Raw genomic sequence first — 22,880 nt, forward strand, 5'->3', positions numbered from 1 at the left:
AGTGAAGCAAATGACAAATGAAATATCTTATCTTATAAATAGGTAGCCAATCAAATAGTGCAAGGGCAACAGAGGAATTATTTGCAAATAGCTTTAACTGCGAAAGTAGCTATACAGTAATAATTATAAGTCCTTGCCAGACAAAAAAATAAAGTAAGGAATTTCACTTTTTCTTAGTTCTGCCGGGAAAGACTGATAAGGTGATATTCTCCTGCGACCTAGAGAGTGATTATAAAATTTGCCGAAAGTTAAACCAAACATCTTGGAGTAAACAATGCTGGAATCATACCGTCAACACGTTGCCGAAAGAGCAGCACTAGGCATTCCTCCCTTACCGTTGGATGCAAAACAAACTTCAGAATTATGTGAATTGCTGAAGAATCCACCAAAGGGTGAAGAAGATACATTATTACATTTATTGCGCGATCGCGTTTCCCCTGGTGTTGATCCGGCGGCTTACGTCAAAGCTGGATTTCTCACGGCCATTGCCAAACAAGAAGTTAAAAGTCCCATCATTTCGTCCATAGACGCGGTGCAGTTGTTGGGAACAATGGTAGGCGGCTACAATGTCCAATCCTTAATCGAGTTGCTGCAATTTGCCACCGTCTCCGTCTCCGACTCTTCCGAAACACCCTTAGTTATGGGTGGAGAAGGCAAAGAACCCATAGCAGCCTACGCCGCTGCCGCCCTCAGCAAAACCTTGCTAGTGTATGATGCTTTTCACGATATTTTGGAATTAGCAAAAACTAACCCCTATGCTAAACGGGTAGTTGATTCCTGGGCAGCAGCCGAGTGGTTTACATCTCGCCCCCAACTGCCAGAATATATCAACGTCACCGTCTTTAAAGTACCAGGGGAAACCAACACTGACGACTTATCCCCCGCCACCCACGCCACTACCCGCCCAGATATTCCCTTACACGCTTTAGCAATGCTAGAGTCAAGGCAACCAGGAAGCTTAGAAACTATTACTGAGTTGAAGAAAAAAGGACATCCCGTTGCTTACGTCGGTGATGTAGTCGGTACTGGTTCTTCTCGTAAATCGGCAATCAACTCAGTTTTGTGGCACACAGGCGAAGATATTCCTTATGTACCCAACAAACGCGCTGGGGGGTATATTTTAGGTGGTGCGATCGCTCCCATCTTTTTCAACACAGCTGAAGATGCCGGTGCTTTGCCTATACAATGCGATGTCACCAAATTAGAAACTGGTATGGTGATTACCATCTATCCCTACAAAGGCGAAATCACCAACGAAGACGGCGAAGTTATTTCTACCTTCACCCTCAAACCAGACACCATCCTCGATGAAGTCCGCGCCGGTGGACGCATCCCCCTACTCATCGGCCGTACCCTCACCGACAAAACACGCCAAGCCCTTGGTTTAGAACCCAGCACCTTATTTATCCGTCCCCAACTACCAGCAGACACAGGCAAAGGCTACACTCTTGCACAGAAAATGGTAGGTAAAGCCTGCGGTTTACCTGGTGTGCGTCCGGGGACATCCTGCGAACCCATCATGACTACCGTTGGTTCCCAGGATACCACCGGCCCTATGACCCGCGACGAATTAAAAGAACTGGCTTGTTTAGGTTTCAGTGCTGATTTAGTCCTGCAAACCTTCTGTCATACCGCCGCCTATCCCAAACCCGTAGACATCAAAACCCACCACGAACTACCAGATTTCTTCTCCTCCCGCGCTGGTGTAGCCTTGCGTCCCGGTGATGGTATCATTCACTCTTGGCTCAACCGGATGCTATTACCCGACACCGTAGGTACAGGTGGCGACTCTCATACTCGCTTCCCCTTGGGTATTTCCTTCCCCGCAGGTTCCGGTTTAGTCGCCTTTGCTGGCGCGTTGGGTGTGATGCCATTGGATATGCCAGAATCAGTTTTAGTCAGATTCAAAGGCGAATTGCAACCAGGAATTACCCTGCGAGATATTGTCAACGCCATTCCTTACGTCGCCATTCAACAAGGTTTGCTGACAGTCGAGAAGGAGAACAAGAAAAACATCTTCTCTGGGCGCATCATGGAAATTGAAGGCTTACCAGATTTGAAAGTCGAACAAGCCTTTGAACTTACCGATGCTACCGCCGAACGCTCTTGTGCAGGTTCCACCATTAAATTGAGTGTGGAGACAGTCGCTGAATATCTGCGTTCCAATGTAGCCCTACTGAAGAACATGATCGCACGGGGTTATCAAGATTCCCGCACCCTCCTACGCCGTATCGCCAAAATGGAAGAATGGTTAGCCAACCCCGTGTTATTAGAAGGCGATGCAGATGCGGAGTATGCAGCCATCATTGAAATTGATTTAAACGACATCAAAGAACCAATTGTCGCTGCTCCCAATGACCCCGATAATGTTAAGTTATTATCGGAAGTTGCTAATGATCCAGTACAAGAAGTTTTCCTTGGTTCTTGTATGACAAACATCGGTCATTATCGTGCAACAGCGAAAGTTTTAGAAGGTGCAGGAGAAGTCAAAACTCGCCTGTGGATAGCACCACCAACCCGCATGGATGAACACCAATTAAAAGAAGAAGGTGTATACAGTATTTTTGGTGCGGCTGGTGCAAGAACTGAAATGCCTGGTTGCAGTTTGTGTATGGGAAATCAGGCGCGAGTTGCTGACGGAACTACAGTATTTTCCACCTCCACCCGCAACTTTAATAACCGTATGGGTAAAGGTGCGCGAGTGTATTTAGGTTCTGCTGAATTAGCCGCCGTTTGCGCGTTGTTAGGACGCATTCCCACAGTACAGGAATATCTTGATATTGTGGCGAATAAGATTCATCCTTTTGCTGATAATTTATATCGGTATTTGAACTTTGATCAAATCGCCGGTTTTGAGGATGAAGGGCGCGTGATTCCGTTGGAAGATATGCCCAAGCTTGAGGATATTTTGGGTATGCCTACAGCAGCGAGGTAGATAATAGTAGGGTGGGTAATCTCCGCCCTACTCCCAAGATCATACTTTTACGTTAAAAATTAGGTTCAATTTCTGAACTCCAAACATATATTCCTCCAGATTCTAGTCCCCAAACTCGTTTAGCAACCTGAGTAAGTATTTCTTGGCGTTTTTCTATTGACTCTGAGTTCCAATCTTCAAATTGTTGAATATCCAATAGTTGAATTGCACGATTCAATTGAGTATTGTTGCCAACATTAGGCTTTTCTACTAACGAGCGAGTGGTAAAAATTTGTGATTCTCTATAACCTGACTTTTTTTGCGTATATGGTTTATCAGAAACCGAAGTATTTATGGTTTTTTCTAATAAAGTGAGATTTCCAAGCTTTTGAGCATAAGATTTGTATTCATTAGGCTTATCAAAAACATTGATTACATCCGTACTAATTGATTGTGGTAGTATGTGTTCAATATGATTAGCCTTGTTTAAATACCATTCTAAAGGTTTAGAATTACTATAGACCATATCATCTATATACTGGTTTATTTTGGCAAGTATATAACGTAATCTAAATTTGGCAATTTTTGAATCAGTTAGTTCACGAAATGTCAGTTCAAAATCATCACGCATAGACACAAACTCTGGAACAAAATGTTCTTTTATAAAGTGTACAAATTGTTCTTCATTGCAAATTTCGCGTAACTTTTTACTCCACTGTGAAAAACTACGTATGACATTAATATCTCTACGTCGGCTTGAACGAGTAATTGTGTAAAAGAAGAGTAGATTTTCTACGTAAAGACATAGGTTTATGAATAATTCTTTGCTGAGATGTCTACCGGAAAGTAACAAAATGAAATGCTGTCTATATCGCTGTTGTAGTATTTGTATATTTTTGAGATATTGATTATCTGAACCATCAGTGTTTTTGGCTTGACTAAAATAACAGTAATGTTCACTAGCATTAATCAATTGTTCAACAAACTTTAAAGGGTTTTCAAAAATACCGTATTTTTTACCTTCTTCAATAAACCAATTATAAATATCCTCTTCAGGAAAATTGTTTTGAAGATTTACGTCATAATGAGACATTACATAATATCGTAAAAATCTTAATGGATCTTCTTTATGCTTATATAAAGTTTTCATTAATTTATCCCATTTTATTTTAAGTTTATGCCAATGTGAATTATCCTCTTTATCTCTAGAAGTACTAATAAAAAGGTAGTTTTTTAATAAATCTATAGATGTTAATCCAACACCTCGATCATTTATTGTTTCAAAAACTTTTAAAGCATTTTTTAAATTTGGTGTTTCAATTCTAATCAATTTAATCTTATTGCTTAAACCTGATGAAAACTGTTTTAGAGCCTGTGGATTATTAATAAATCTATCTTCAACAAATTCCTTGATTAAATCGTAAGTATCAAGAATTTTTTCTGCTGAACTAGAAGCATATCCACTTCTTTCATTCCATTTTATTGTATTATTGGCAATTGCTTCTAATAAAGCAGCAGCATCACTATCATATTGGAGAGACAATCGATATTTATTAATATCATCTCCAGTTATTAAATCTTGAGAAACTCCAGAGAGAAGACTTTCTAAAGCTTTGGATTGTTGACTGTATTCTGCTAGACAATCGCGAATAATACAAAATATCAAATATATCGTTGTTAATCTTTGCTGTCCATCGATTAACTGATAAGTTCTATCACTATCCCTGAAAACAACTATTGATCCTAAAAAATATTCTGTATCTTCTTTTAAATCTTCTTCATCGTATAAATCATATACTATATCTTGAAGCAGTTTTTCTACATTGGATTTTTGCCATACATATTCTCTTTGGAATGCTGGTACGGAATAGAACTCTTTGAATAAATCAGCGATACTTAAATTACTTGCTTCAATTTTCGGTGCAACTGACATAAATCTGGAATCTAACCTTGTATACAGGATAACTACGGTTATAGCCTATAATCATCGATTTGTTATATAGAAAAACAAAGGTTGGTTATACTACAGGAAGCTTAATCGCACCATATTACACACATACCTAACCCCCCAGCCCCCTTCCCTACAAGGGAAGGGGGAGAAATTTAGCTCCCCTCTCCGCGTCGGAGAGGGGTTGGGGGAGAGGTCAGCCATAATGTATGAATCAACACCAACTTCCATAATTCATACATGAATTATCCAACACCAAAAAAAGACCAAATTACCAATATAGTTATCGGGCAAATAATAAACCCAAATAAAATGCAGCTTGCTAAAGAATTTCGTCGCCAAATGACACCAGCAGAAAAAATTCTTTGGCAACATCTTCGGGGTAATCGTCTCAATGGTTTACACTTTCGTCGTCAGCAAATTATTGATGGTTTTATTGCAGATTTTTACTGTCACGCGGCTAGGTTAGTGATAGAGGTGGATGGAAAAATTCATGAATTACAAGCTGAATATGACGCAGAACGTGACAAGGTTTTGTTAGCTAGAGGGCTGCGTTTGTTAAGGATTAAAAATGAGGAAGTGGTGCAGGAAATTGATCGGGTTTTGACGCTGATTTCTCAGGTTTGTAGTGAAGAGACCTAACCCCCTAACCCCCTTCCCTTGAAGGGAAGGGGGAAAAAATGCTGTCTTTTTCATGTTGAAGATTTAGGCGATCGCGCTAAATTATAGATACAACCTGTAAACTTAAATCGATGAAGTCCCTACAAGAGTACACTACAGTGATCCGCCCCGATAATAACGGTACATTCGTTGCTTATGTACCCGCAATTCCTGGTTGTCATGCTTGGGGACAAACACCGGATGAAGCCCGTAGTGAACTTGTCTATGTTTTTGAAATGATTCAAGAAGAGTTTAATCAGCTACGATAATTAATGCGATCGCACCCCCTCACCCCAAACTAATTTAACTTAACTGTGCTACCAGTTGATTTTCTAGCAAAGTATCATTAGTCAATAAATCTTCAACGGTGATACGTAAAAAGCGCTGTTCATCAACTTGAAATAGTATTTTAATCCGATCGCTCCCCGGAAATCCTGGTGGTGTGAGTTGGGCTATGGTTCTTGCACCTTCTTTATCGTTGAGGGGTTTAACACTGGTGACACCATTATCTAGGCGGCGGGTAATTAAGCGATCGCCATCAAAATATACTTCTGTTCCACCGGTCTCTGTACCTAACTCACCCAAGATTAATTCAATACTTGGTTGATTTTCCAAAGAAGCGCCTAAGACTAATTCTACTGGCTGAGTCATGGGGTAGCCTTGTCCAGCCTTAATGATGGAATGCCAACTGTGGCGCTGATTGCGACGATCCCAATAGCGCACACCATAACTGTGGTAGAGAAAGTCTTTGATTTCTACTCCTTGGGATAGTTGCAATGCACCTTGAGCGATCGCCTCAAATGGTTTTTCACAACGGATTTTTTCTGGCTGAAAATATTGCTTTACCCATGTCTGCACTGCGGGGAGTTGTACTGTACCACCAACTAATAACACTGCGTTAATATCTGCTAATTCTATTCCTTGGCGGCGTGCTTGCTGTAATAAATTAGTCATCGCATCATCTAACTGCTCAAAAAACCCATGTTCTTTGAGGATGCTTTCTAGAGTATCCCGATTTAATTCTAATTCGTAACTTTCAAAGTTTTCATCATCAAAATAAACTTCGCTGGCTTGGTTTTGGGTTGATAGTTGAATCTTCACCCTTTCTGCTAGTCGCGTTGTTAAAGGGCTTACCGCCAATCCTTGAGTTTTGGCAAAGTAATCTACTAACCAATTATCAATATCTGTACCGCCTAAATTTTGCCCTGCTTTCGCCAATACACGGGCAGTTTTAGTTTTTTGTTTAGATTCTTCTGCTAGGGATTTATTACCCCATTTAAGTAAGAATCCTACAGGTTTTGTATTTGTTTGGGCGCTTTTATTTAACTGGACGAGGGATAAATCTAATGTCCCGCCACCAAAGTCAACTACTAAGAGAATTTCTTGGTCTGCTAAACCATAACCCAAAGCGGCGGCTGTGGGTTCATCTAACATCCGCACTTGTTCTACAGGTAGGGCTTGGCAGACTTGACCTAACCAATAACGATAAGCTTCAAAGCTATCAACGGGGACAGTTAATACTAGGGAATCTAAGCCGCCTTCTAGGGGTGCAAGTTGTTGAATAACTTCGGTAAGGAACCATTGTCCGACTTGTTCAAAGGTGACAATTTGTCCGTCTAGTTCTGGTAAGAAGCCTTGGATATCTGCCCCAATTCCTCGTTTGAAGCTGCGAAAGAATCGGGTATCACCTTTGAGGTCAAGACCGCGATCGCGTACTTGTTGCCCTATTAAGATTTTAGCTTGGTTGGCATCTTCTACGTAAACCAAGCTGGGAATTAATGGGGGATTAAGGCTTTGTTGGATGGATAAGCCGGGTAAGGTAATGGTTTGGGGTTGTTGGGTGACGGGGTTCCAACGAGCAATTACGGTGTTACTTGTACCAAAGTCAATCGCGATCGCCATATTCTTTTATTATGTTCGCGCAAAAGCGCAAAGTCACAAAGTGCTTTTATATCAAAGAACTATTGTCCCACAAGCCACCATGACCGCAAATGGTTGATCGCTACTTCTTTGTGTTTGGCTTCGACTTCTATCCACGGGGCTTGTTTATAGATTTTGGGCATATTGGTGATGAGATTGCTGTGTTTGCGATCGTTGAAAGCTTGTTCGCCGTTAGAAATATGGACTAGTTGCCATTCTGGGTTTGTCCAGGTTTCTCTGGCGGCGGACAACATGGCGGCGACGCTGGGGTGGTCGTAGCTATCTAGGTTTTCGTGGCAAATATGATGATGGGCATCGAAGACCATTGGTATTTGAGCTTGTTGGCACACGTTGAAGATTTCTTCGGCGCTGTAAGCGTATTCGTCGTTTTCTAATGTCAATCGGTTTTTGATGTTTTCTGGCAGGTTGGCGATGACTTTGACTAGTTGTTCACTACGTTGAGATTTACCGCCGTGAATGTTCATCAATGACCAAGGAGAACGAGGTAAGCCTAGTAAGTCGAAAGTCCGGGCGTGTCGTTCTAAAATTTTGATACTAGTTTGGACGATTTCGGGAGAGTCGGAACTGAGGACTACATACTGATCTGGGTGTAGTACCATTCTGATATTGAGAGCTTGCGATCGCTCACCAATTTTACCCAAGTCAGTGCTGATTGCTTCTAATATATTTGCCCCAATTTGGTCTTCCATATCGCTGAGGGGAAATAAAGCCGAGGAAATGCGATACAGGCGAAGATTGTTTTCCTGACAAAATGTGAGGGCATCATGTAAGCACTGTAAGTTATGCAGATATATTTCTCTTAAGCTGCTTTCACGTTGAGCGAGAGAAAGTTGTAAATAACGAGTACGCGTCATTGTCCGAAAGCGCACTTTTTTATCAAATGTAATGCAAACCAGTCCTAACTCTGGTTGAGTGTTTTTTCTTAACTTTGCCGTTTGAGGCAGGTTGTTTAACTGGGTTGCAGTCATTAAATTATCTATGGTTACCACTGTTTTATTAAACTTATTTTTTTCAATGCGTGGATAGTATCTAAAGCCTCAGCTTGGAGAAGCTATGAGATATAAATTTTGTATTCCCACAGTAAAAACATCTAGCTGTTGGTAGAAAGCGTTTACAGCATTTCCTAATCTACTGAGGTACTGAGTAAACCGTTAATAAAATTTAGGTGTATTTTTTAGTAATGCTGTCAAGCTCGTGAAATATTTATTAATATAAGTGTATCACCTAAAAGAACCTCTACACAGCAGCATTTTTGTCAACAGTCACAAACTGTACCAGCAAAATAATAGGGGAATATGAAAGACCAACAACAGTCCGACTCTAAAGAATTTGTAGGTAACCTCAAGAATGGAATCTGGCTGTTTGGCCTTTCCTCTTGGGTATTTGGCATTACTGACCGCAGTATTGCTTCCTTTGCCGATGGTTATCTATCTGCATTGGATTTAACGCAACTGTTTACTGCTGCTACATTCTTCGTCGCCTGGCTATTTTTGAAGCCAACTTCTAAGGTTTAATCATCTGGGAGTGCTTCACGGGTAGAACTTGTATGAAAAAATTTGCTTATAAAAAAGGTAACTCTGAAAACTCAGAGTTACCTTTTTTTGGCTTTGAATCAACAACAAAAATTAGGCAAACGCGGCGGTTTTTACGTCATTATTTGCCAAAATTTCTTGTAACTCATCGGCATCTACTGTTTCTTTATCAACTAGCATTTGCGCGATTTGGTCGAGGATGTGGCGGTTATTTACCAACACATCTTTAGCACGGGTGTAGGCTGTTTCTACTAGTTTGTGAACTTCTTCATCAATAGCAGCAGCCGTCTCTTCCGAGAAGTCGCGCTCAGACATGATGTCACGACCGAGGAACATATTGCCTTGCTGACGACCGAGGGCGACAGGGCCGAGTTTATCGCTCATGCCAAATCGGGTAATCATCTGACGGGCAACACGGGCTACTTGTTGTAAGTCGTTGGAAGCACCTGTGGTAACTTCTTCATCACCAAAGATGATTTCTTCAGCAATACGACCACCCAAAGCTACAGCCATCTGATTTTCCAGATAAGCGCGGCTGTATAAACCTGTATCCATGCGGTCTTCGCTGGGGGTGAACCAAGTCAAACCACCGGCACGTCCACGAGGAATGATGCTGATTTTTTGTACTGGGTCATAGTCGGGCATCAATGCACCAACTAAAGCGTGACCAGCTTCGTGATAAGCTACCAAAACTTTGCGTTTTTCGCTCATTACCCGGTCTTTCTTCTCTGGCCCAGCCAACACGCGGTCAATTGCGTCGTTGATTTCGTCCATCGAAATTTCGGTCAGGTTGCGCCGTGCTGCTAAGATTGCGGCTTCGTTTAGCAGGTTGGATAAATCTGCACCGGTAAATCCGGGGGTACGACGAGCGATTTTATCCAAGTCCACATCCTTAGCCAAGGTTTTACCACGGGCGTGGACTTTGAGAATTTCACTACGTCCGCCGTAGTCGGGACGGTCAACAACGACTTGACGGTCAAAGCGACCAGGACGCAACAAGGCGGCATCAAGAACATCGGGACGGTTGGTAGCAGCGATAATAATGATGCCAGTGTTACCTTCAAAACCATCCATTTCGGTGAGTAACTGGTTGAGGGTTTGTTCCCGTTCATCGTTACCACCGCCTAAACCAGCACCCCGTTGACGACCGACAGCGTCAATTTCATCGATGAAGACGATACAGGGAGCGTTAGACTTAGCTTGTTCAAATAAATCGCGGACGCGGGATGCACCCACACCAACGAACATTTCCACAAACTCAGAACCAGAGATAGAGAAGAAAGGTACGCCAGCTTCCCCGGCGACTGCACGAGCTAGGAGGGTTTTACCTGTACCTGGAGGCCCTACTAACAAAACACCTTTAGGAATTTTCGCACCGACAGCAGTAAAGCGATCGGCGTTTTTAAGAAAGTCTACGACTTCGTTTAGTTCTAATTTTGCTTGGTCAATCCCCGCAACATCACCAAAGGTAACTTGGGTTTGTGGTTCCATCTGCACTCTGGCTTTGGATTTACCAAAGTTCATGGCTTGGCTACCAGGGCCACTTTGTGCGCGACGGAGTAAGAAGAATAAGCCCACCAGAAGTAATACAGGGAAAAATAAGCTGCTTAATGCTTTAAACCAAAATCCTTCATCGGTTTGTGGCAAAACAGTAATATCAACGCCTCTTGCAGTCAGAGTATTAATTAATTCTGGATCGTTGACTAAAGTAACAAGTTTTTTACTAGGGTCATATTTGGGTGTGACTAGTGCCGTGGAACGGTCTGCACTCAAACTAACTCTTTCTACTCTGCCTTTTTCAACTTCTTGAATAAACTGGCTATAGCGCCATGATTCCCGACTTTGGGGTTGTTTTTCAAAAAAAGCTGTGCCAAGCGCAATTACAACAATAAATAGCAGCGCGTACAGCCCCGCATTTCTCCATCTTTTATTCACCGAGGTTTATCCTCCCGTATTTTTGTGCGTAGGGCATTATTAGAATTATGTTAACTTATCTTAACGTATACCAAAATGATACATCTGTCATGCTAAGAATAGTTCCCTAAGTTTTTGCAGGCGTGGATGGTAGGGATCATATTGTAACGATTCTGTGGGTTGGTAAACGGTATGTATGGGAATAACTTCCACCACACTATTAGTGTAGGCGATCGCTTCAAAACCGTTGACTAGCTCAGATGTCCAAGGTTCCTCCTGCACCGTTTGTTGATGAGTTTGTAGCCAGTGGATTAGCTGCTGTCGTCCAATTCCTGGCAAAATTCCCTCTGTTAAAGGTGGTGTCCACCAACTCCCATTTTGCCATCCCCAAAGGTTGCCTGTGGTAGTTTCTAGCCAATTTCCGGCGGTATTCACTAAAATTGCTTCTTGGGAGTTTAACTTTGCCGCATAAGTTTTAGCCATCCACGCACTCAGATAGTTACCAGTTTTATGAGAAGGCAAACTACGATATATTTCTGTTTCGGCAATAGTGCAAGATACGCCATATTTTTGGATTTCTAATAAATTTTGGGGTAAATACCTGCCAATTATCCATTCCCTACCATCAGGAAAGATGGTGATTCTGAGAACGGGGAAATGAGTTAAAAGTATTTCTGCACCTTGGCGGATACGGTTCCAGTCTGGTTGTTCCCAAGCAAAAGATTGAATGGAAGTGTGCAGGCGATCGCAGTGTGCCTGCCAATTAGTTAAAGTATGATCGAGAGAATGCCCATAAACTCTCAGCGTGGTAAAAATAGTTGCCCCATAAAGTAACCCAGGATCATAAATATCTAACTCCAAGGTTTGGGAATTAATTAGCTTACCGTTGTACCAGAACATCTTGGGGATTGGGGATTAGGAATTGGGGACTGGGTGAGCAGGGGGAGCAAAGAAGAATAACTATAGACTAATGACTAATGACAACTGACAACTGACAACTGTACAGACGCGATTAATCGCGTCTCTGACTAATCTTTTGGTGGAAACATAATCCTAGCAACCCCTTCAGGGGTAGTGATGAATTTTCCTCCTAACTTTTCAATTTCACTAATCGCTCTTTTGCGTGTTGTGTCATCTACTTGATTATTTAATATCATTGCCCAAGTAGAAATTTGTGCATACTTACTGTTAGGATTTTGTTTAAGAAAATTAGCTGTCCTCAAAGATGTGAGGGCTATATGTTTGCTGTCTTCATCTGTATAGTTACTAGCCCAGCTTGCGGCGGTGGCAAAAGAATGTTGAGCAGCTTGAGCGTTTCCTAGAAAAAGTAACTCATCAATTCCTTTAAAGCGCCATACGTGATATGACTTTTCAGGAAGCAGAGGTTTTAGAGATTTTAAGCCTTTTTCCATGAGTGCAATGGAGCGTTCTGGCATAGCAGCATAAAGAGAAATACTAGTGGAAAGGCTAATATAAACGTCTAAAAATCTTGGGTCACGTTCTATAATCACTTCAAAATATTCTGGACTGAGGCTGTAACCTGTTTTAGCTCTGATTTCTTCATCGCCAAAATATTGTAAAAAATTTAAATATACCCAATTAGCCATTAAGTTATCGTAGCCAAAACTGGGTGTTTTTTTGAGTAAATTGAGTCTCAGTTTCTCTGCTTGCATATCTTTTTCCAGCGTTGCTAGAGAAATGTCTTGTTGATTTTTCAATAACTTTTGTAATCGCGGAGATTGTATCCAGCTAATGGTCAATGCACATAAGCAGACTACACAAGGAGCAAGAATAGATTGACGAGACAGTATCATGATATTTCTAGTTTTCTTTCCTACAAGTAGTTTGCCCGTAAAAATATTTAACTTTACACCCCTACACCCAGTCTCAACAGACAACCTATGTGCGTAAGTCCTACAATATATTTATTAGGGACGGTCGTAAGCCTCTACAATCATCTGGATGTTACAAAAATTAGGGAAAATTAGTATTATTTTTAGCTTGCTGTACGCTTAGTTCAGCAGGTGCTAATGCTTGGCTACGCTAATGGCACTCACCACGAGCTTGATCCCAAGATACCAATCCAAGATAGGATGGACGTTGATTTACGTATTCTTTTACATAATGCTTATGAAGCGCTATTGGTCACGTCTGCTTGCCCTTGTCCTAGTTGTAGCTATTGGTTTAGTAGGCTGCGGTAGTCCAGATAGTTTGACAGGTGATTATCGCCAAGATACTTTGGCTGTCGTCAATACGTTGAGACAAGCTCTAGAGATAACAGAAGATTCACCAGACAAAGCTGCACTCCAAGCAGAGGCTCGGCAAAAAATAAATGATTTTTCTGCTCGCTATCAAAGGGTTAACTCTGTTTCTGGTCTAAATTCCTTTACAACTATGCGAACAGCTCTCAATTCCCTAGCTGGACACTACAGTTCCTATCCGAATCGACCTGTACCACAAAAGCTTAAGAGTCGTTTAGAGCAAGAGTTCAAGCAGGTAGAATCAGCACTAAAACGGGGTGCTTAACTATCTACTATCTTAGTTTGCACAGTCAAGAGTCAAAACTAGCGGCTCTTGACTAGAGTAATTAAAAATTCCAAATTTTAAAAATATTTACAATATTTATATGACTTACGCACCCAAATTGTGTGTTGAGACCGGGTGTAGGGGTATAAGGGTTTAGGGGTGTGAGAGTTTAAAAGATTGATTTTGAATTTTGTAGCTTTAGCTTCCCGTAGGGTTTTATAAAAAAAAGATCCAACTGGGTAGGGTGCGTCAGTGCGAGAAAACTTAGCTGTACCAAGAAATTCTTCATACTGACGCACCCTACTAACCGTCAATTTGGAATAATTTATTTTTTGGTATTCCCCTAATTTATTGCTGATTAAGCCAACAAATATCCCGTAAGTAGGATGTTATTGGTTGCATAGTTTTAATAGTTTTACAGAATACAACATTTGATTACATAAACATAGGTTTTAGTATTCAAGCGGCAAAAGTTTTTTTTGGCGCATAAAATTTGATACATATTCATCCCAGTTACGTAAATTGGGATGAAGTTTGATTTGTCCTTTTGATGTCCAATATGTCTAACCGTCCCTTGAATCATGTAAGAATAAGATTACTGTGCCGACAGCTAGTAACAGCAATTTTCAGTAGTAGCCTTTTGCTTCCCTATTTGGGGATAGAACCAGTCCAGGCACAGGTAACAGAATTTTGCCAGATATCATCAACAGCAGCACAAACAAAAGAAAAGCTACGTTTATCGGCGCTCAAAGGCAATCAAGATGCGCGAAAACGCTATCAAGGACTAATCAAACAACAGGCTCAGGAATTACAAAAATGTCGTAGTCGCACATGGCCGAACGTCCAAGCCGTATGGTTACGTTTATATCCTTGCGATATGAAACCAGGGGCTATAGACCAAATTATGGATCGGATGGTTAATCGTGGCTATAACGAAGTTTATCTAGAGGTATTCTACGATGGGCGAGTGTTGTTACCCGCATCTGCTAACCCGACAGTTTGGCCGTCTGTGATTCGCACAAAGGGCGCAGAAAAAGTTGATTTACTAGCTACAGCAATTCAAAAAGGACGACAACGGGGCTTAAAAGTCTACGGTTGGTTGTATACGAATAATTTTGGTTATAATTATGCACTGCGGCGAGATAGGGAAGGTGCGATCGCTCGCAATGGTAAAGGTCAAACTAGTCTATACGTTGTCGATAATGGGTCTCAAGTCTTCATTGACCCATACAACGAACAAGCCAAACGCGACTACTATCGCATGGTTCAAGAAATAGTCCGCCGTCGTCCAGATGGTTTGTTATTTGATTATGTGCGTTACCCACGCCAAGCAGGTAGTAATTCTATTGCTACTAAAGTTGCAGATTTGTGGTTGTATACGGAGGCTACCCAAGCAGCTTTATTTCGCCGCGCGCAGAATCAAAAGGGGTTGGAGTTAATCCGCCGCTTTTTGAGCCAAGGTTATGTCACCCCAGCAGATATCAACGATGTTGATCGACTTTATCCTCAAGAAGGTGAACCTATGTGGCAAGGTCGCATTATACCGCCACAGCAGAAGTCATTAATGACACCCACAGCTAGACAACCAATTTTACAAATGGATTTGTGGCTATTGGCGATCGCTCATTCCATGCAGGGTATTATAGATTTTGTCTCGTTAGCTACCCACCCAGCCAAACAAATCAATATTCCTACTGGTGTGGTCTTCTTTCCTGATGGCAATCAAACTGTAGGACAAGGTTATGATTCTCGCTTGCAACCTTGGGATAAATTCCCTAATTCCTTACAATGGCATCCCATGTCTTACGCTACCTGCGGCAATGTCAATTGTATTGTAGAGCAAGTAGAGCGAGTCTTAAGCATGGCTCAACCAGGAACAAAGATTATTCCAGCGTTAGCGGGGAACTGGGGAGAATCAGTCAGTAATCGTCCTCCCCTAGAAGTACAAATGCAGGCGCTACGACCATTTGCATCTAAACTCAAGGGTGTAAGCCATTTTGCTTATTCTTGGCAGTATCCAGAACATGATAGCGATCGCAAATCTTGCCGTAATTAATTATTCGTAATTGCGATAGATTTAACCACGCCAATCACCTAATTGGGTAGCTAAGAAATAGCGTACATGATCGACAAAGGAAACTCCTGATTGTCTGGTTCCATGTCCCATACCAGGGACAACATAACAATCACCATCGGGGAATTTTTGCGCGCAAGCACGAGCATCTTTTATATTGACGATGGAATCGTTAGCACCAACTAAAAAGCGGACTCGACGGTGTGACTCGACTTGTTGAATATAGTTCATGGGGTTGCAATCCCAAGCATATTCATCTTGATGTTTGAGATTTTTGGTTAATCGTAAAAGCTGGAATAAAGGTGTTAAATCTGGCTGTAATCGTTGCAATAGTGATTCTGCTAATCCACCCAAGGGAGAGGCTGCTAAGTCTGGTAAAAATGGACGACCCCAACTTTTAGCAAAGGATGGGAGGTCTGCATGACCAATGGTTCCGAGTAATCTATCCCCTAAACTATTAGCGGTGAAAGCGTATGCAGACAGCAGTACACCCATGCTCACCCCAAATAATGCCAGTCGTGAGTCAGTGAGTCCGTAGCGATCGCCACAAAAGTCTCTGATTTTGCCAATATCACGGGCGGTTGTGCGAAAAATAGACAAAAATAGCGCCGTATCAAAGGGAATACCCCTGTCTATCAATGGCTTAATTTCGTTCTGTACTAAGGTTGTCGAGGTGCGTACTAAGCTACGTTCCCCCGATAATGGTGGATCAAATAAAGCTACAGCAATCCCCATTTCTGTGAGGGTAGGGACAATAAAAGCATTCCAACCATAGGGCGCACACATCCCTTGCAAGCCGATAACTAGGGGTGTTTCTTGTCGCGGTCGGTGATGGGGAAGAAACACCGCCACAGGGAAGCCACTCAAGCGCTCATCAATATCGGCTACTCCAGTATAAGGAAAATGTTCATCGAACCAATAGCGATCGCCATTCACACCATTAAAATTAATTGTATCCGGGCTATAAATGGTCATAAGTAAATAACAGTAGTAATAACTAAAACTACTTAACTAAGGAAATACCAAAAAATAAATTATCCAAAATTGATGGTTTGGTAGGGTGCGTCAGTATGAATAATTTCTAAGTATAGTTAGGTTCTATCGCACTGACGCACCCTACACTCTAAAACCAATTACCAATTACCAATTACCCATCACTTCGTTTCCATCCAGTTTTCCCCTGCGCGTACATCAACCACCAACGGCACACTTAACTTAACTGCATTTTCCATCACTGATTTAATTTGTGGTTGTAATTCTGCCCATTCTTGGGGAGGAACTTCAAAGACTAATTCATCGTGGACTTGTAACAGTAACCGTGCTTGATATTTCTTGAGAACTTCATGAATCTGCACCATTGCAATTTTGATAATATCAGCACTAGAACCTTGAATAGGGGCATTAGCAGCAGACCGCAATAACCCAGCATCGTAAGCACCGAGATTTTTCAATTTGCTTAAATCAATATCTTCGGGGTTACTACCTTTTAAGTTACGCAAACTGTTGTTAGTAAAGTCAAAATATCGCCGCCGACCAAGTATCGTCTCAACATAACCAAGAGATATGGCTTGTTTTTTCACCCCTTCCAAATAAGCAAATATTTTGGCGTAGCGTTCGTTAAATCTTTTAATAAATTCGTTCGCTACATTTTTATCTATTCCTGTTGAACGAGAAAATTTTAAAGAACCCATACCATAAATCACACCAAAGTTAATAGTTTTGGCGATTCTACGTTCATCTGAGTTGATATCTTCTTTTTCAAAAACTAATTTGGCGGTGACTGTATGAATATCTTCATTCTGCTGATACGCCTGCACTAATAATGGTTCTTGACTCAAATGAGCCAAAATTCTTAACTCAATTTGTGAGTAATCAGCAGCTGCCATCAACCAACCTGATTCTGGTAAAAATGCCTTGCGAATCTGCCGACTAAAAGCCGTCCGAATGGGGATGTTTTGTAAATTAGGATTAGATGAGGATAGCCTACCAGTTGATGTTGCTGTTTGATTAAAATCTGTATGTACTCGTTGAGTGTCTGGACGTACCAATGCTGGCAAAGCATCTACATAAGTAGATTTTAATTTAGATAAAGTACGATACTCAGTAATGGCATTAACAAAGCCTGTTTCATCAACTTCTTGGAGTTTCTCTAAAGTTGCTGCATCTGTAGAGTAACCAGTCTGAATCTTCCGTGAATATTTAGTACTTAATCCCAATTTTTCAAACAATATATAACTCAATTGTTTGGGAGAACCTAAATTAAATTTTTCCCCAGCTAGTTCAGTTGCTTGTTCCTGTAATTTAGCTAAATCTATTTCTAATTGTTGGGATAATTCATGTAGATAAGCTGAATCAATCCGGACACCAGTATATTCTACTGTTGCTAAAACGGATTCTAACGGCTGTTCTACTTCCCTGAGCAATTTATCCAAATTGGGAGTTTTGGCTAGTTCTTCCCGCAATTTAGCTACAAGTTGGAATGTAGCATAAACTTGCAAACAACAATAATTTGCTACAGCAGAGATATTTATATCCGCGATAGTTTTACCTTTAGGAACTAAATCTACATAATTTTGAGTTGTTAACCCCAAATAACGCTGAGTTAGGTCGGTTAAATTATGGCTAGTATCTGGATTTAAAACATAACTAGCCAACATCGGATCAAATACAATACCAGTTAAATTAATTCCTTGAACTAGAAAAACTAAACGGTCAAATTTGGCATTTTGAAAAGTCTTCGGATAATCAGCACTTTCTAAAATCGGACGCAGCGCCGTAAGGACAATATCCTGACTTAAATTTTCCCCTTTTGTGTGAGCCAGGGGAATATAAGCACTAGCATCGGCTTCAGTTCCCCAGCAGCAGCCAATCCCTACCAAAGCCGCGTCCCGTGGTTCCAAGCCGCTAGTTTCCGTGTCCCAAGCAACGGGAGTTTCTGGGTTGGTGAATTGTTGTAATATCTGCACCAACTCTATGAGTTTGGCTTCAGTATTAATAATCCGTGGTTGAATTAGTGAAACTGGTTGATTTTGTTGAATTGCTTGTGTTTCTTCAGCAGTGTAAAAAGCTATATCATCATCTTCAAATTTGGTGGTTTCTATCGCCGCTATTTCAGTTTTTGGTGTTTCTACAACTGTGCCACCAAAACGTCGTTGTAGGTCGTTGATTTGGGATAAGAAACGAGTAAATTCTAGTTTTTCTAATATGGGAATAAGAAGGCTTTCATCAAAGCCTACTAACTTACAATCTTCTAAATTAACTTCTAAAGGTACATCTACAACTATCTTTGCCAAGAATTGCGACTTAGCCGCATCTTCTTTTCCTTCTGCTAGTTTTTTCTGAGTCGCGCCTTTAATTTCATTTAATGCTTTGTAAACCCCATCAAGAGAACCATAGGTACTTAGTAGCTGGACTGCGGTTTTTTCCCCGATACCTCTCACACCGGGAATATTATCTGATTTATCGCCACAGAGGGCTTTAAAATCAACAACCTGATTAGGTAAGACACCTAATCTTTCTTTCACTTGTTCGGTGCTAACTTCCGTAATGCTGTTGGTAGAACGTTTGAGTGCATCGGGACTGAAGTTTAAGACAGTGATTTCTTTTTGGGGATCTACTAATTGAAATAAATCACGATCGCCTGTCAAAATCTTCACCTTATACCCCTCGGCGGTGGCTTTTTGCGCCAAGGTTCCTAAGACATCATCAGCCTCATAACCAGGGGCTGTATAAATTGGTAAGTTGAAGCCTTCCAGTAATTCGTGGAGATTTTTTAAATCGGGGACAAAATCCTCTGGTGTTCCGGGGCGATCGGCTTTATAGGTATCGTCGGCTTCGTGGCGGAAAGTTGGTAAACCCAAATCAAAAGCGATCGCCATTGCTTGTGGCTGTTGTGTAGCCATGACTTCCAGTAAAGACTTCAAAAAGCCAAAGCAAACACTAGTAGGAATACCTGTCTTAGTACGCAGCCCACCATCCCGTCCTTTAGCAAAGGCAAAATATGAACGGAAAGCCAGGGAGTGTCCATCTACAAGGATGAACGTGGGGCGTGTAGTAGTTGTAGTTAGAGAAGCAGAGTTTTCAGACATAGCCTTATTTTAGCCAAAAGCTTTACGCAAAAAGCAGTACAAAAACTTGGATTAATATTTATCAAAGCTTCTCAACGCAAGATATAGCGCTTCTCGTTTGTATGGGATGCACTCTAACCTCTCTCCTCGCGTTGCTAAGGTGTACACACAAACACTATCTTTAATGGTTTCAAGGGTTATATACCCCTTAACCTTCAGTAAATCCGACTAATTTAAGTAAAAATACAGAGGTTGAGCATAATTATAAAGCATAAATTATTAAGAGTAATAACACTTGCAAGCTAATACAAGAATGTAACTGAGTTATTTAAACATACTGAGTCAAATCTCATATATGTGCATTTTAGTGTTTCTTTAACTACCGTAATTTATACATTTTTTAAATACATAACAGAGTCTCCCCTGACTAACAAAGTTATCTTTAACAAGGTTAGATCAGGGTGGATTACTTGCGTATTTATACATAATTAAGGTTGGGTAAACAATATTAAAGTTACAAGCATATCGAGATTGATCACTGTATTAGCTTAATTTTTCTCATTACCAGGCATCTAACACCAAAAGTTATGAACCTAAAATTAGATACTCAAACTAGGTCAACTCCAGCATCAATCACCTCAAGCATTGTCTTTATTGATACAGCAGTTACAGACTACGAAAGTTTAATTGCTGGTGTTAAACCAGGTAATCAAGTCTTTATTCTTGACCCCAACATTGATGGGGTAGAACAAATCACCAGAGCTTTGCAAGGTTGGGAATATAACTCAGTTCACATTGTCTCCCACGGTAGCCAAGCCAGCTTACAACTAGGGTCAACTTGGCTGAATGCAGCTAACTTGGATACTTACACCACCCAATTACAACAGTGGCGAGAAAGTTTATCCACAAATGCCGAAATTTTGCTTTACGGTTGCCAAGTGGCATCTGGCGAACAGGGGATGGAGTTTGTCAGACAACTGCATCTACTGACAGGTGCAAATATTGCGGCTTCTCAAAACCTCACGGGTAGTGCAGCTTTGGGTGGAGACTGGCAGTTACAAGCCTCAATTGGTGTAAGCCAACCCCAACCTGCATTCTCCACAGCAGCAATGACAAGCTACGCTGGTGTTTTAAATCTGCCTAACGACACCTTTGATGGTGCAATTTCTCTGCGTTTAGATGTTCCTGTTAGTGGCGCTACTGTTGGGGCGATTGCTGACTATGGGTTTACACCAGCCTTTACCTTTGCGGGCATTGGTCAGAGTAGCACTAATGCTGGTGGGAATGATGTTGTTTACTCCTTCATTGCTCCAACTACTGGCACTTATTCATTCCGGGTGAGGGGACTTACTGGTAGCGGTGATCCTGTTTTATATGCAGTTAATCTAGGCCGAACCACTGCATTTGCCGGTGCTAATCGTAATAGTACTGCTGAGGAAATTTATGGATTAAATTTGGCTGCCGGAGAGAATATTTATTTAGTAGTAGATCAGACAGCTACTACTGCGGGAAGGAACTTTGAGATTGAGGTCAATCGTGCCACGTTGGAAACTGAGCCAAATAATACCCCAGGCACCGCTAATACCTATGTTTTTGGGATACAAGGTTCTATTGGTACTGTTGGAGACGCGGATTTCTTCTCCTTGGGAACGCCATCTGCGGGTTCTCGTGTCTTTGCTTTTATAGACGGAGTTAGTGCCAATAGCAGTGACTTTGACTTACGAATTACAACAGCCGCAGATACTTTAGAATATGATGATTCCGATGCTGATAGTCCTTTTGCTAGTTTCTCAGCAAGTATCGCAGGAACTCCCCTAACAGGTGTTCCCAGCTACATCCGTGTAAACCATTTTAATCCTTCAACTTCCTCCGAACCCTATCGCCTGTATGCAGTGGTGCAACCGGAACTCGCTTCAGCCACGGTGGAAATAGAAGGTAACGATTCTCTTCCTGGGGCGAACTCCGCCGCTAATAACTATTTTTCTGGCGCACTCTCATCTAGTAGTGATGTTGATCTTTATAGCTTTACGGCCAATGCGGGAGATTTAATTTTTCTCAGTGCTGACTTCGACCCTCTGCGAAACAACACCCCCATCAATGGCGCACTGGCGCTATTAGATAGTAGTGGTACTAGCCTGATTACAGTGAATGATGGTAATAGCGGTTCTAATACTTTACCAGGAACAGGCAATCTAACCTCTACCACTCCCGCTTCACCATCGGAAGGGCTAGTCTATCGAGTCAGAACAACAGGCACTTACTACGCTAGGGTGACGGGTAATGCTGCTGGTGACTACCTCTTATCCATCAGAGCTTTTAATACTGGCTTCTCTGTTAACGATGCTCCATTTTTCAACAACACAGCTAATGTAGCACTAACAGAAATTAACGAAGATGTGCTTGCTGCTAATAACCCTGGCACGCTGGTTTCTGATATCATTGGTAACGCCATCAGTGACCCAAATCCCAATGCTTTAAGAGGCATTGCTGTTACCTCTATCAATAACAGTAATGGTATTTGGCAATACACTATTAATAGTGGTACTACTTGGAATAACTTTGGCTCGCCTAGTTTAACAGCAGCAAGGTTATTACCTTCAAACGCCGATACAAGAATTCGTTTGCTTCCCAACGCCAACTTCAATGGTAATTCCGAAATAAACTTTTACGCTTGGGATCAAACAACTGGTACACAAGGCAACACAGCAGATCTTACCCCTGGCACAGGTGGCTCAACTGCCTACAGTACAGCCTTCATAACAGCTACAATTACTGTTAATTCTGTAAACGATACGCCGACAGTAGCCAACACCATCACCAACCAAACAACAACCACAGGCACAGCCTTTAATTTCCAAATCCCTGCCAATACCTTTGCTGATGGCGACCCAGGCGACACCCTCACCTACACAGCGACCCTCAATAATGGCGATCCCCTACCCAGTTGGTTATCCTTTAATGCAGCCACAGGAACATTCACTGGCATTCCCAGGAGCGGTAACGCGGGTAATCTCACCATCAGAGTCACAGCTATAGATAGCACAAATCTAAACGTTAACACCACCTTCGATCTCTCAATTACTTTCTCAGAGAACATCATCAACGGTAACGCCAGCAACAACACATTCATCGCTACCGATGCCAGAGACGTATTTACTGGTGACGCTGGCTACGATAACATCATTACCAACTTTGCCAACTTCCAACAAAATGACTCATTTAACGGCGGAGATGGCAGGGATGCCATCATCATTCAAGGTGGTGCAAACACCGACACCATCACCTTTAATTTAACTAACCCCAA

15 protein-coding genes are annotated in these 22,880 nt (G+C 41.6%); 7 read left to right on the plus strand and 8 right to left on the minus strand.

Annotated elements, in window-relative coordinates; genetic code table 11:
* Window positions 1-274: 274 nt before the first annotated feature.
* Entirely contained in the window at window positions 275-2,935 is a 2,661-nt protein-coding gene (acnB, locus tag ACM5QX_RS23170) for a bifunctional aconitate hydratase 2/2-methylisocitrate dehydratase (RefSeq protein ID WP_414755702.1), read from the plus strand.
* 52 nt (window positions 2,936-2,987) lie between these two features.
* Here the strand turns inward: acnB and ACM5QX_RS23175 are convergent, their stop codons facing one another.
* Window positions 2,988-4,847, minus strand: a complete 1,860-nt coding sequence (locus ACM5QX_RS23175) for a DUF262 domain-containing protein (protein ID WP_414755703.1) — start codon at window positions 4,845-4,847, stop codon at window positions 2,988-2,990.
* A 255-nt stretch (window positions 4,848-5,102) separates the two neighbouring features.
* Here ACM5QX_RS23175 and ACM5QX_RS23180 point away from each other — a divergent pair, with 255 nt between their 5' ends.
* Window positions 5,103-5,504 (plus strand): endonuclease domain-containing protein, encoded by a 402-nt coding sequence (locus ACM5QX_RS23180; RefSeq protein WP_414755704.1) that lies wholly within the window; start codon window positions 5,103-5,105, stop codon window positions 5,502-5,504.
* A gap of 110 nt (window positions 5,505-5,614) precedes the next feature.
* Window positions 5,615-5,791 (plus strand): type II toxin-antitoxin system HicB family antitoxin, encoded by a 177-nt coding sequence (locus ACM5QX_RS23185; RefSeq protein WP_414755705.1) that lies wholly within the window; start codon window positions 5,615-5,617, stop codon window positions 5,789-5,791.
* Window positions 5,792-5,825: 34 nt separating this feature from the next.
* Here ACM5QX_RS23185 and ACM5QX_RS23190 read toward each other — a convergent pair whose 3' ends face one another.
* Together ACM5QX_RS23190 and uvsE are read right to left on the minus strand one after the other, a co-directional pair.
* The gene (locus tag ACM5QX_RS23190) at window positions 5,826-7,424 is read right to left on the minus strand and encodes an Hsp70 family protein (RefSeq protein ID WP_414755706.1); all 1,599 of its coding nucleotides are present in this window, start codon (window positions 7,422-7,424) and stop codon (window positions 5,826-5,828) included.
* Between the two features lie 59 nt (window positions 7,425-7,483).
* Window positions 7,484-8,431 (minus strand): UV DNA damage repair endonuclease UvsE, encoded by a 948-nt coding sequence (uvsE, locus tag ACM5QX_RS23195; RefSeq protein ID WP_414755707.1) that lies wholly within the window; start codon window positions 8,429-8,431, stop codon window positions 7,484-7,486.
* Between the two features lie 327 nt (window positions 8,432-8,758).
* On the opposite strand from uvsE, the gene ACM5QX_RS23200 reads away from it, so the two are divergent.
* Window positions 8,759-8,977 carry a hypothetical protein gene (locus tag ACM5QX_RS23200; protein ID WP_010995434.1) on the plus strand — a complete coding sequence of 73 codons (219 nt, stop codon included), beginning with the start codon at window positions 8,759-8,761 and terminating at the stop codon, window positions 8,975-8,977.
* A 111-nt stretch (window positions 8,978-9,088) separates the two neighbouring features.
* On the opposite strand, the gene ftsH3 is transcribed toward ACM5QX_RS23200, so the two are convergent.
* The 3 genes from ftsH3 to ACM5QX_RS23215 form a co-directional block, all read right to left on the minus strand.
* Complete coding sequence (gene ftsH3, locus ACM5QX_RS23205; RefSeq protein WP_011317448.1) at window positions 9,089-10,930, minus strand: ATP-dependent zinc metalloprotease FtsH3; 1,842 nt, start codon at window positions 10,928-10,930, stop codon at window positions 9,089-9,091.
* An 87-nt stretch (window positions 10,931-11,017) separates the two neighbouring features.
* Complete coding sequence (locus ACM5QX_RS23210; protein ID WP_414755708.1) at window positions 11,018-11,809, minus strand: aminotransferase class IV; 792 nt, start codon at window positions 11,807-11,809, stop codon at window positions 11,018-11,020.
* 128 nt (window positions 11,810-11,937) lie between these two features.
* Complete coding sequence (locus ACM5QX_RS23215; protein WP_414755709.1) at window positions 11,938-12,723, minus strand: hypothetical protein; 786 nt, start codon at window positions 12,721-12,723, stop codon at window positions 11,938-11,940.
* 310 nt (window positions 12,724-13,033) lie between these two features.
* Here ACM5QX_RS23215 and psb27 point away from each other — a divergent pair, with 310 nt between their 5' ends.
* Both psb27 and ACM5QX_RS23225 read left to right on the plus strand, forming a co-directional pair.
* On the plus strand, window positions 13,034-13,435 hold the full coding sequence (gene psb27 / locus ACM5QX_RS23220) for a photosystem II protein Psb27 (RefSeq protein ID WP_185479042.1): 402 nt from the start codon (window positions 13,034-13,036) through the stop codon (window positions 13,433-13,435).
* 559 nt (window positions 13,436-13,994) lie between these two features.
* Complete coding sequence (locus tag ACM5QX_RS23225) at window positions 13,995-15,491, plus strand: family 10 glycosylhydrolase (RefSeq protein WP_414755710.1); 1,497 nt, start codon at window positions 13,995-13,997, stop codon at window positions 15,489-15,491.
* A 21-nt stretch (window positions 15,492-15,512) separates the two neighbouring features.
* Here the strand turns inward: ACM5QX_RS23225 and ACM5QX_RS23230 are convergent, their stop codons facing one another.
* On the minus strand, window positions 15,513-16,484 hold the full coding sequence (locus tag ACM5QX_RS23230) for an alpha/beta hydrolase (protein ID WP_414755711.1): 972 nt from the start codon (window positions 16,482-16,484) through the stop codon (window positions 15,513-15,515).
* Between the two features lie 179 nt (window positions 16,485-16,663).
* The gene (gene polA, locus ACM5QX_RS23235) at window positions 16,664-19,597 is read right to left on the minus strand and encodes a DNA polymerase I (protein ID WP_414755712.1); all 2,934 of its coding nucleotides are present in this window, start codon (window positions 19,595-19,597) and stop codon (window positions 16,664-16,666) included.
* Between the two features lie 566 nt (window positions 19,598-20,163).
* Here polA and ACM5QX_RS23240 point away from each other — a divergent pair.
* Window positions 20,164-22,880 (plus strand): DUF4347 domain-containing protein (locus ACM5QX_RS23240; protein WP_414755713.1); only part of this gene is annotated, 2,717 nt, incomplete at its 3' end.

Source organism: Anabaena sp. CCY 9910 (genome assembly GCF_963920875.1).
Taxonomy (GTDB): domain Bacteria; phylum Cyanobacteriota; class Cyanobacteriia; order Cyanobacteriales; family Nostocaceae; genus Trichormus; species Trichormus variabilis.

Coding starts and splice junctions, on each gene's coding strand:
- acnB (WP_414755702.1), top strand. CDS start 275: ATGCTGGAATCATACCGTCAACACGTTGCCGAAAGAGCAGCACTAGGC.
- ACM5QX_RS23175 (WP_414755703.1), bottom strand. CDS start 4,847: ATGTCAGTTGCACCGAAAATTGAAGCAAGTAATTTAAGTATCGCTGAT.
- ACM5QX_RS23180 (WP_414755704.1), top strand. CDS start 5,103: ATGAATTATCCAACACCAAAAAAAGACCAAATTACCAATATAGTTATC.
- ACM5QX_RS23185 (WP_414755705.1), top strand. CDS start 5,615: ATGAAGTCCCTACAAGAGTACACTACAGTGATCCGCCCCGATAATAAC.
- ACM5QX_RS23190 (WP_414755706.1), bottom strand. CDS start 7,424: ATGGCGATCGCGATTGACTTTGGTACAAGTAACACCGTAATTGCTCGT.
- uvsE (WP_414755707.1), bottom strand. CDS start 8,431: ATGACTGCAACCCAGTTAAACAACCTGCCTCAAACGGCAAAGTTAAGA.
- ACM5QX_RS23200 (WP_010995434.1), top strand. CDS start 8,759: ATGAAAGACCAACAACAGTCCGACTCTAAAGAATTTGTAGGTAACCTC.
- ACM5QX_RS23210 (WP_414755708.1), bottom strand. CDS start 11,809: ATGTTCTGGTACAACGGTAAGCTAATTAATTCCCAAACCTTGGAGTTA.
- ACM5QX_RS23215 (WP_414755709.1), bottom strand. CDS start 12,723: ATGATACTGTCTCGTCAATCTATTCTTGCTCCTTGTGTAGTCTGCTTA.
- psb27 (WP_185479042.1), top strand. CDS start 13,034: ATGCTTATGAAGCGCTATTGGTCACGTCTGCTTGCCCTTGTCCTAGTT.
- ACM5QX_RS23225 (WP_414755710.1), top strand. CDS start 13,995: ATGTCTAACCGTCCCTTGAATCATGTAAGAATAAGATTACTGTGCCGA.
- ACM5QX_RS23230 (WP_414755711.1), bottom strand. CDS start 16,484: ATGACCATTTATAGCCCGGATACAATTAATTTTAATGGTGTGAATGGC.
- polA (WP_414755712.1), bottom strand. CDS start 19,597: ATGTCTGAAAACTCTGCTTCTCTAACTACAACTACTACACGCCCCACG.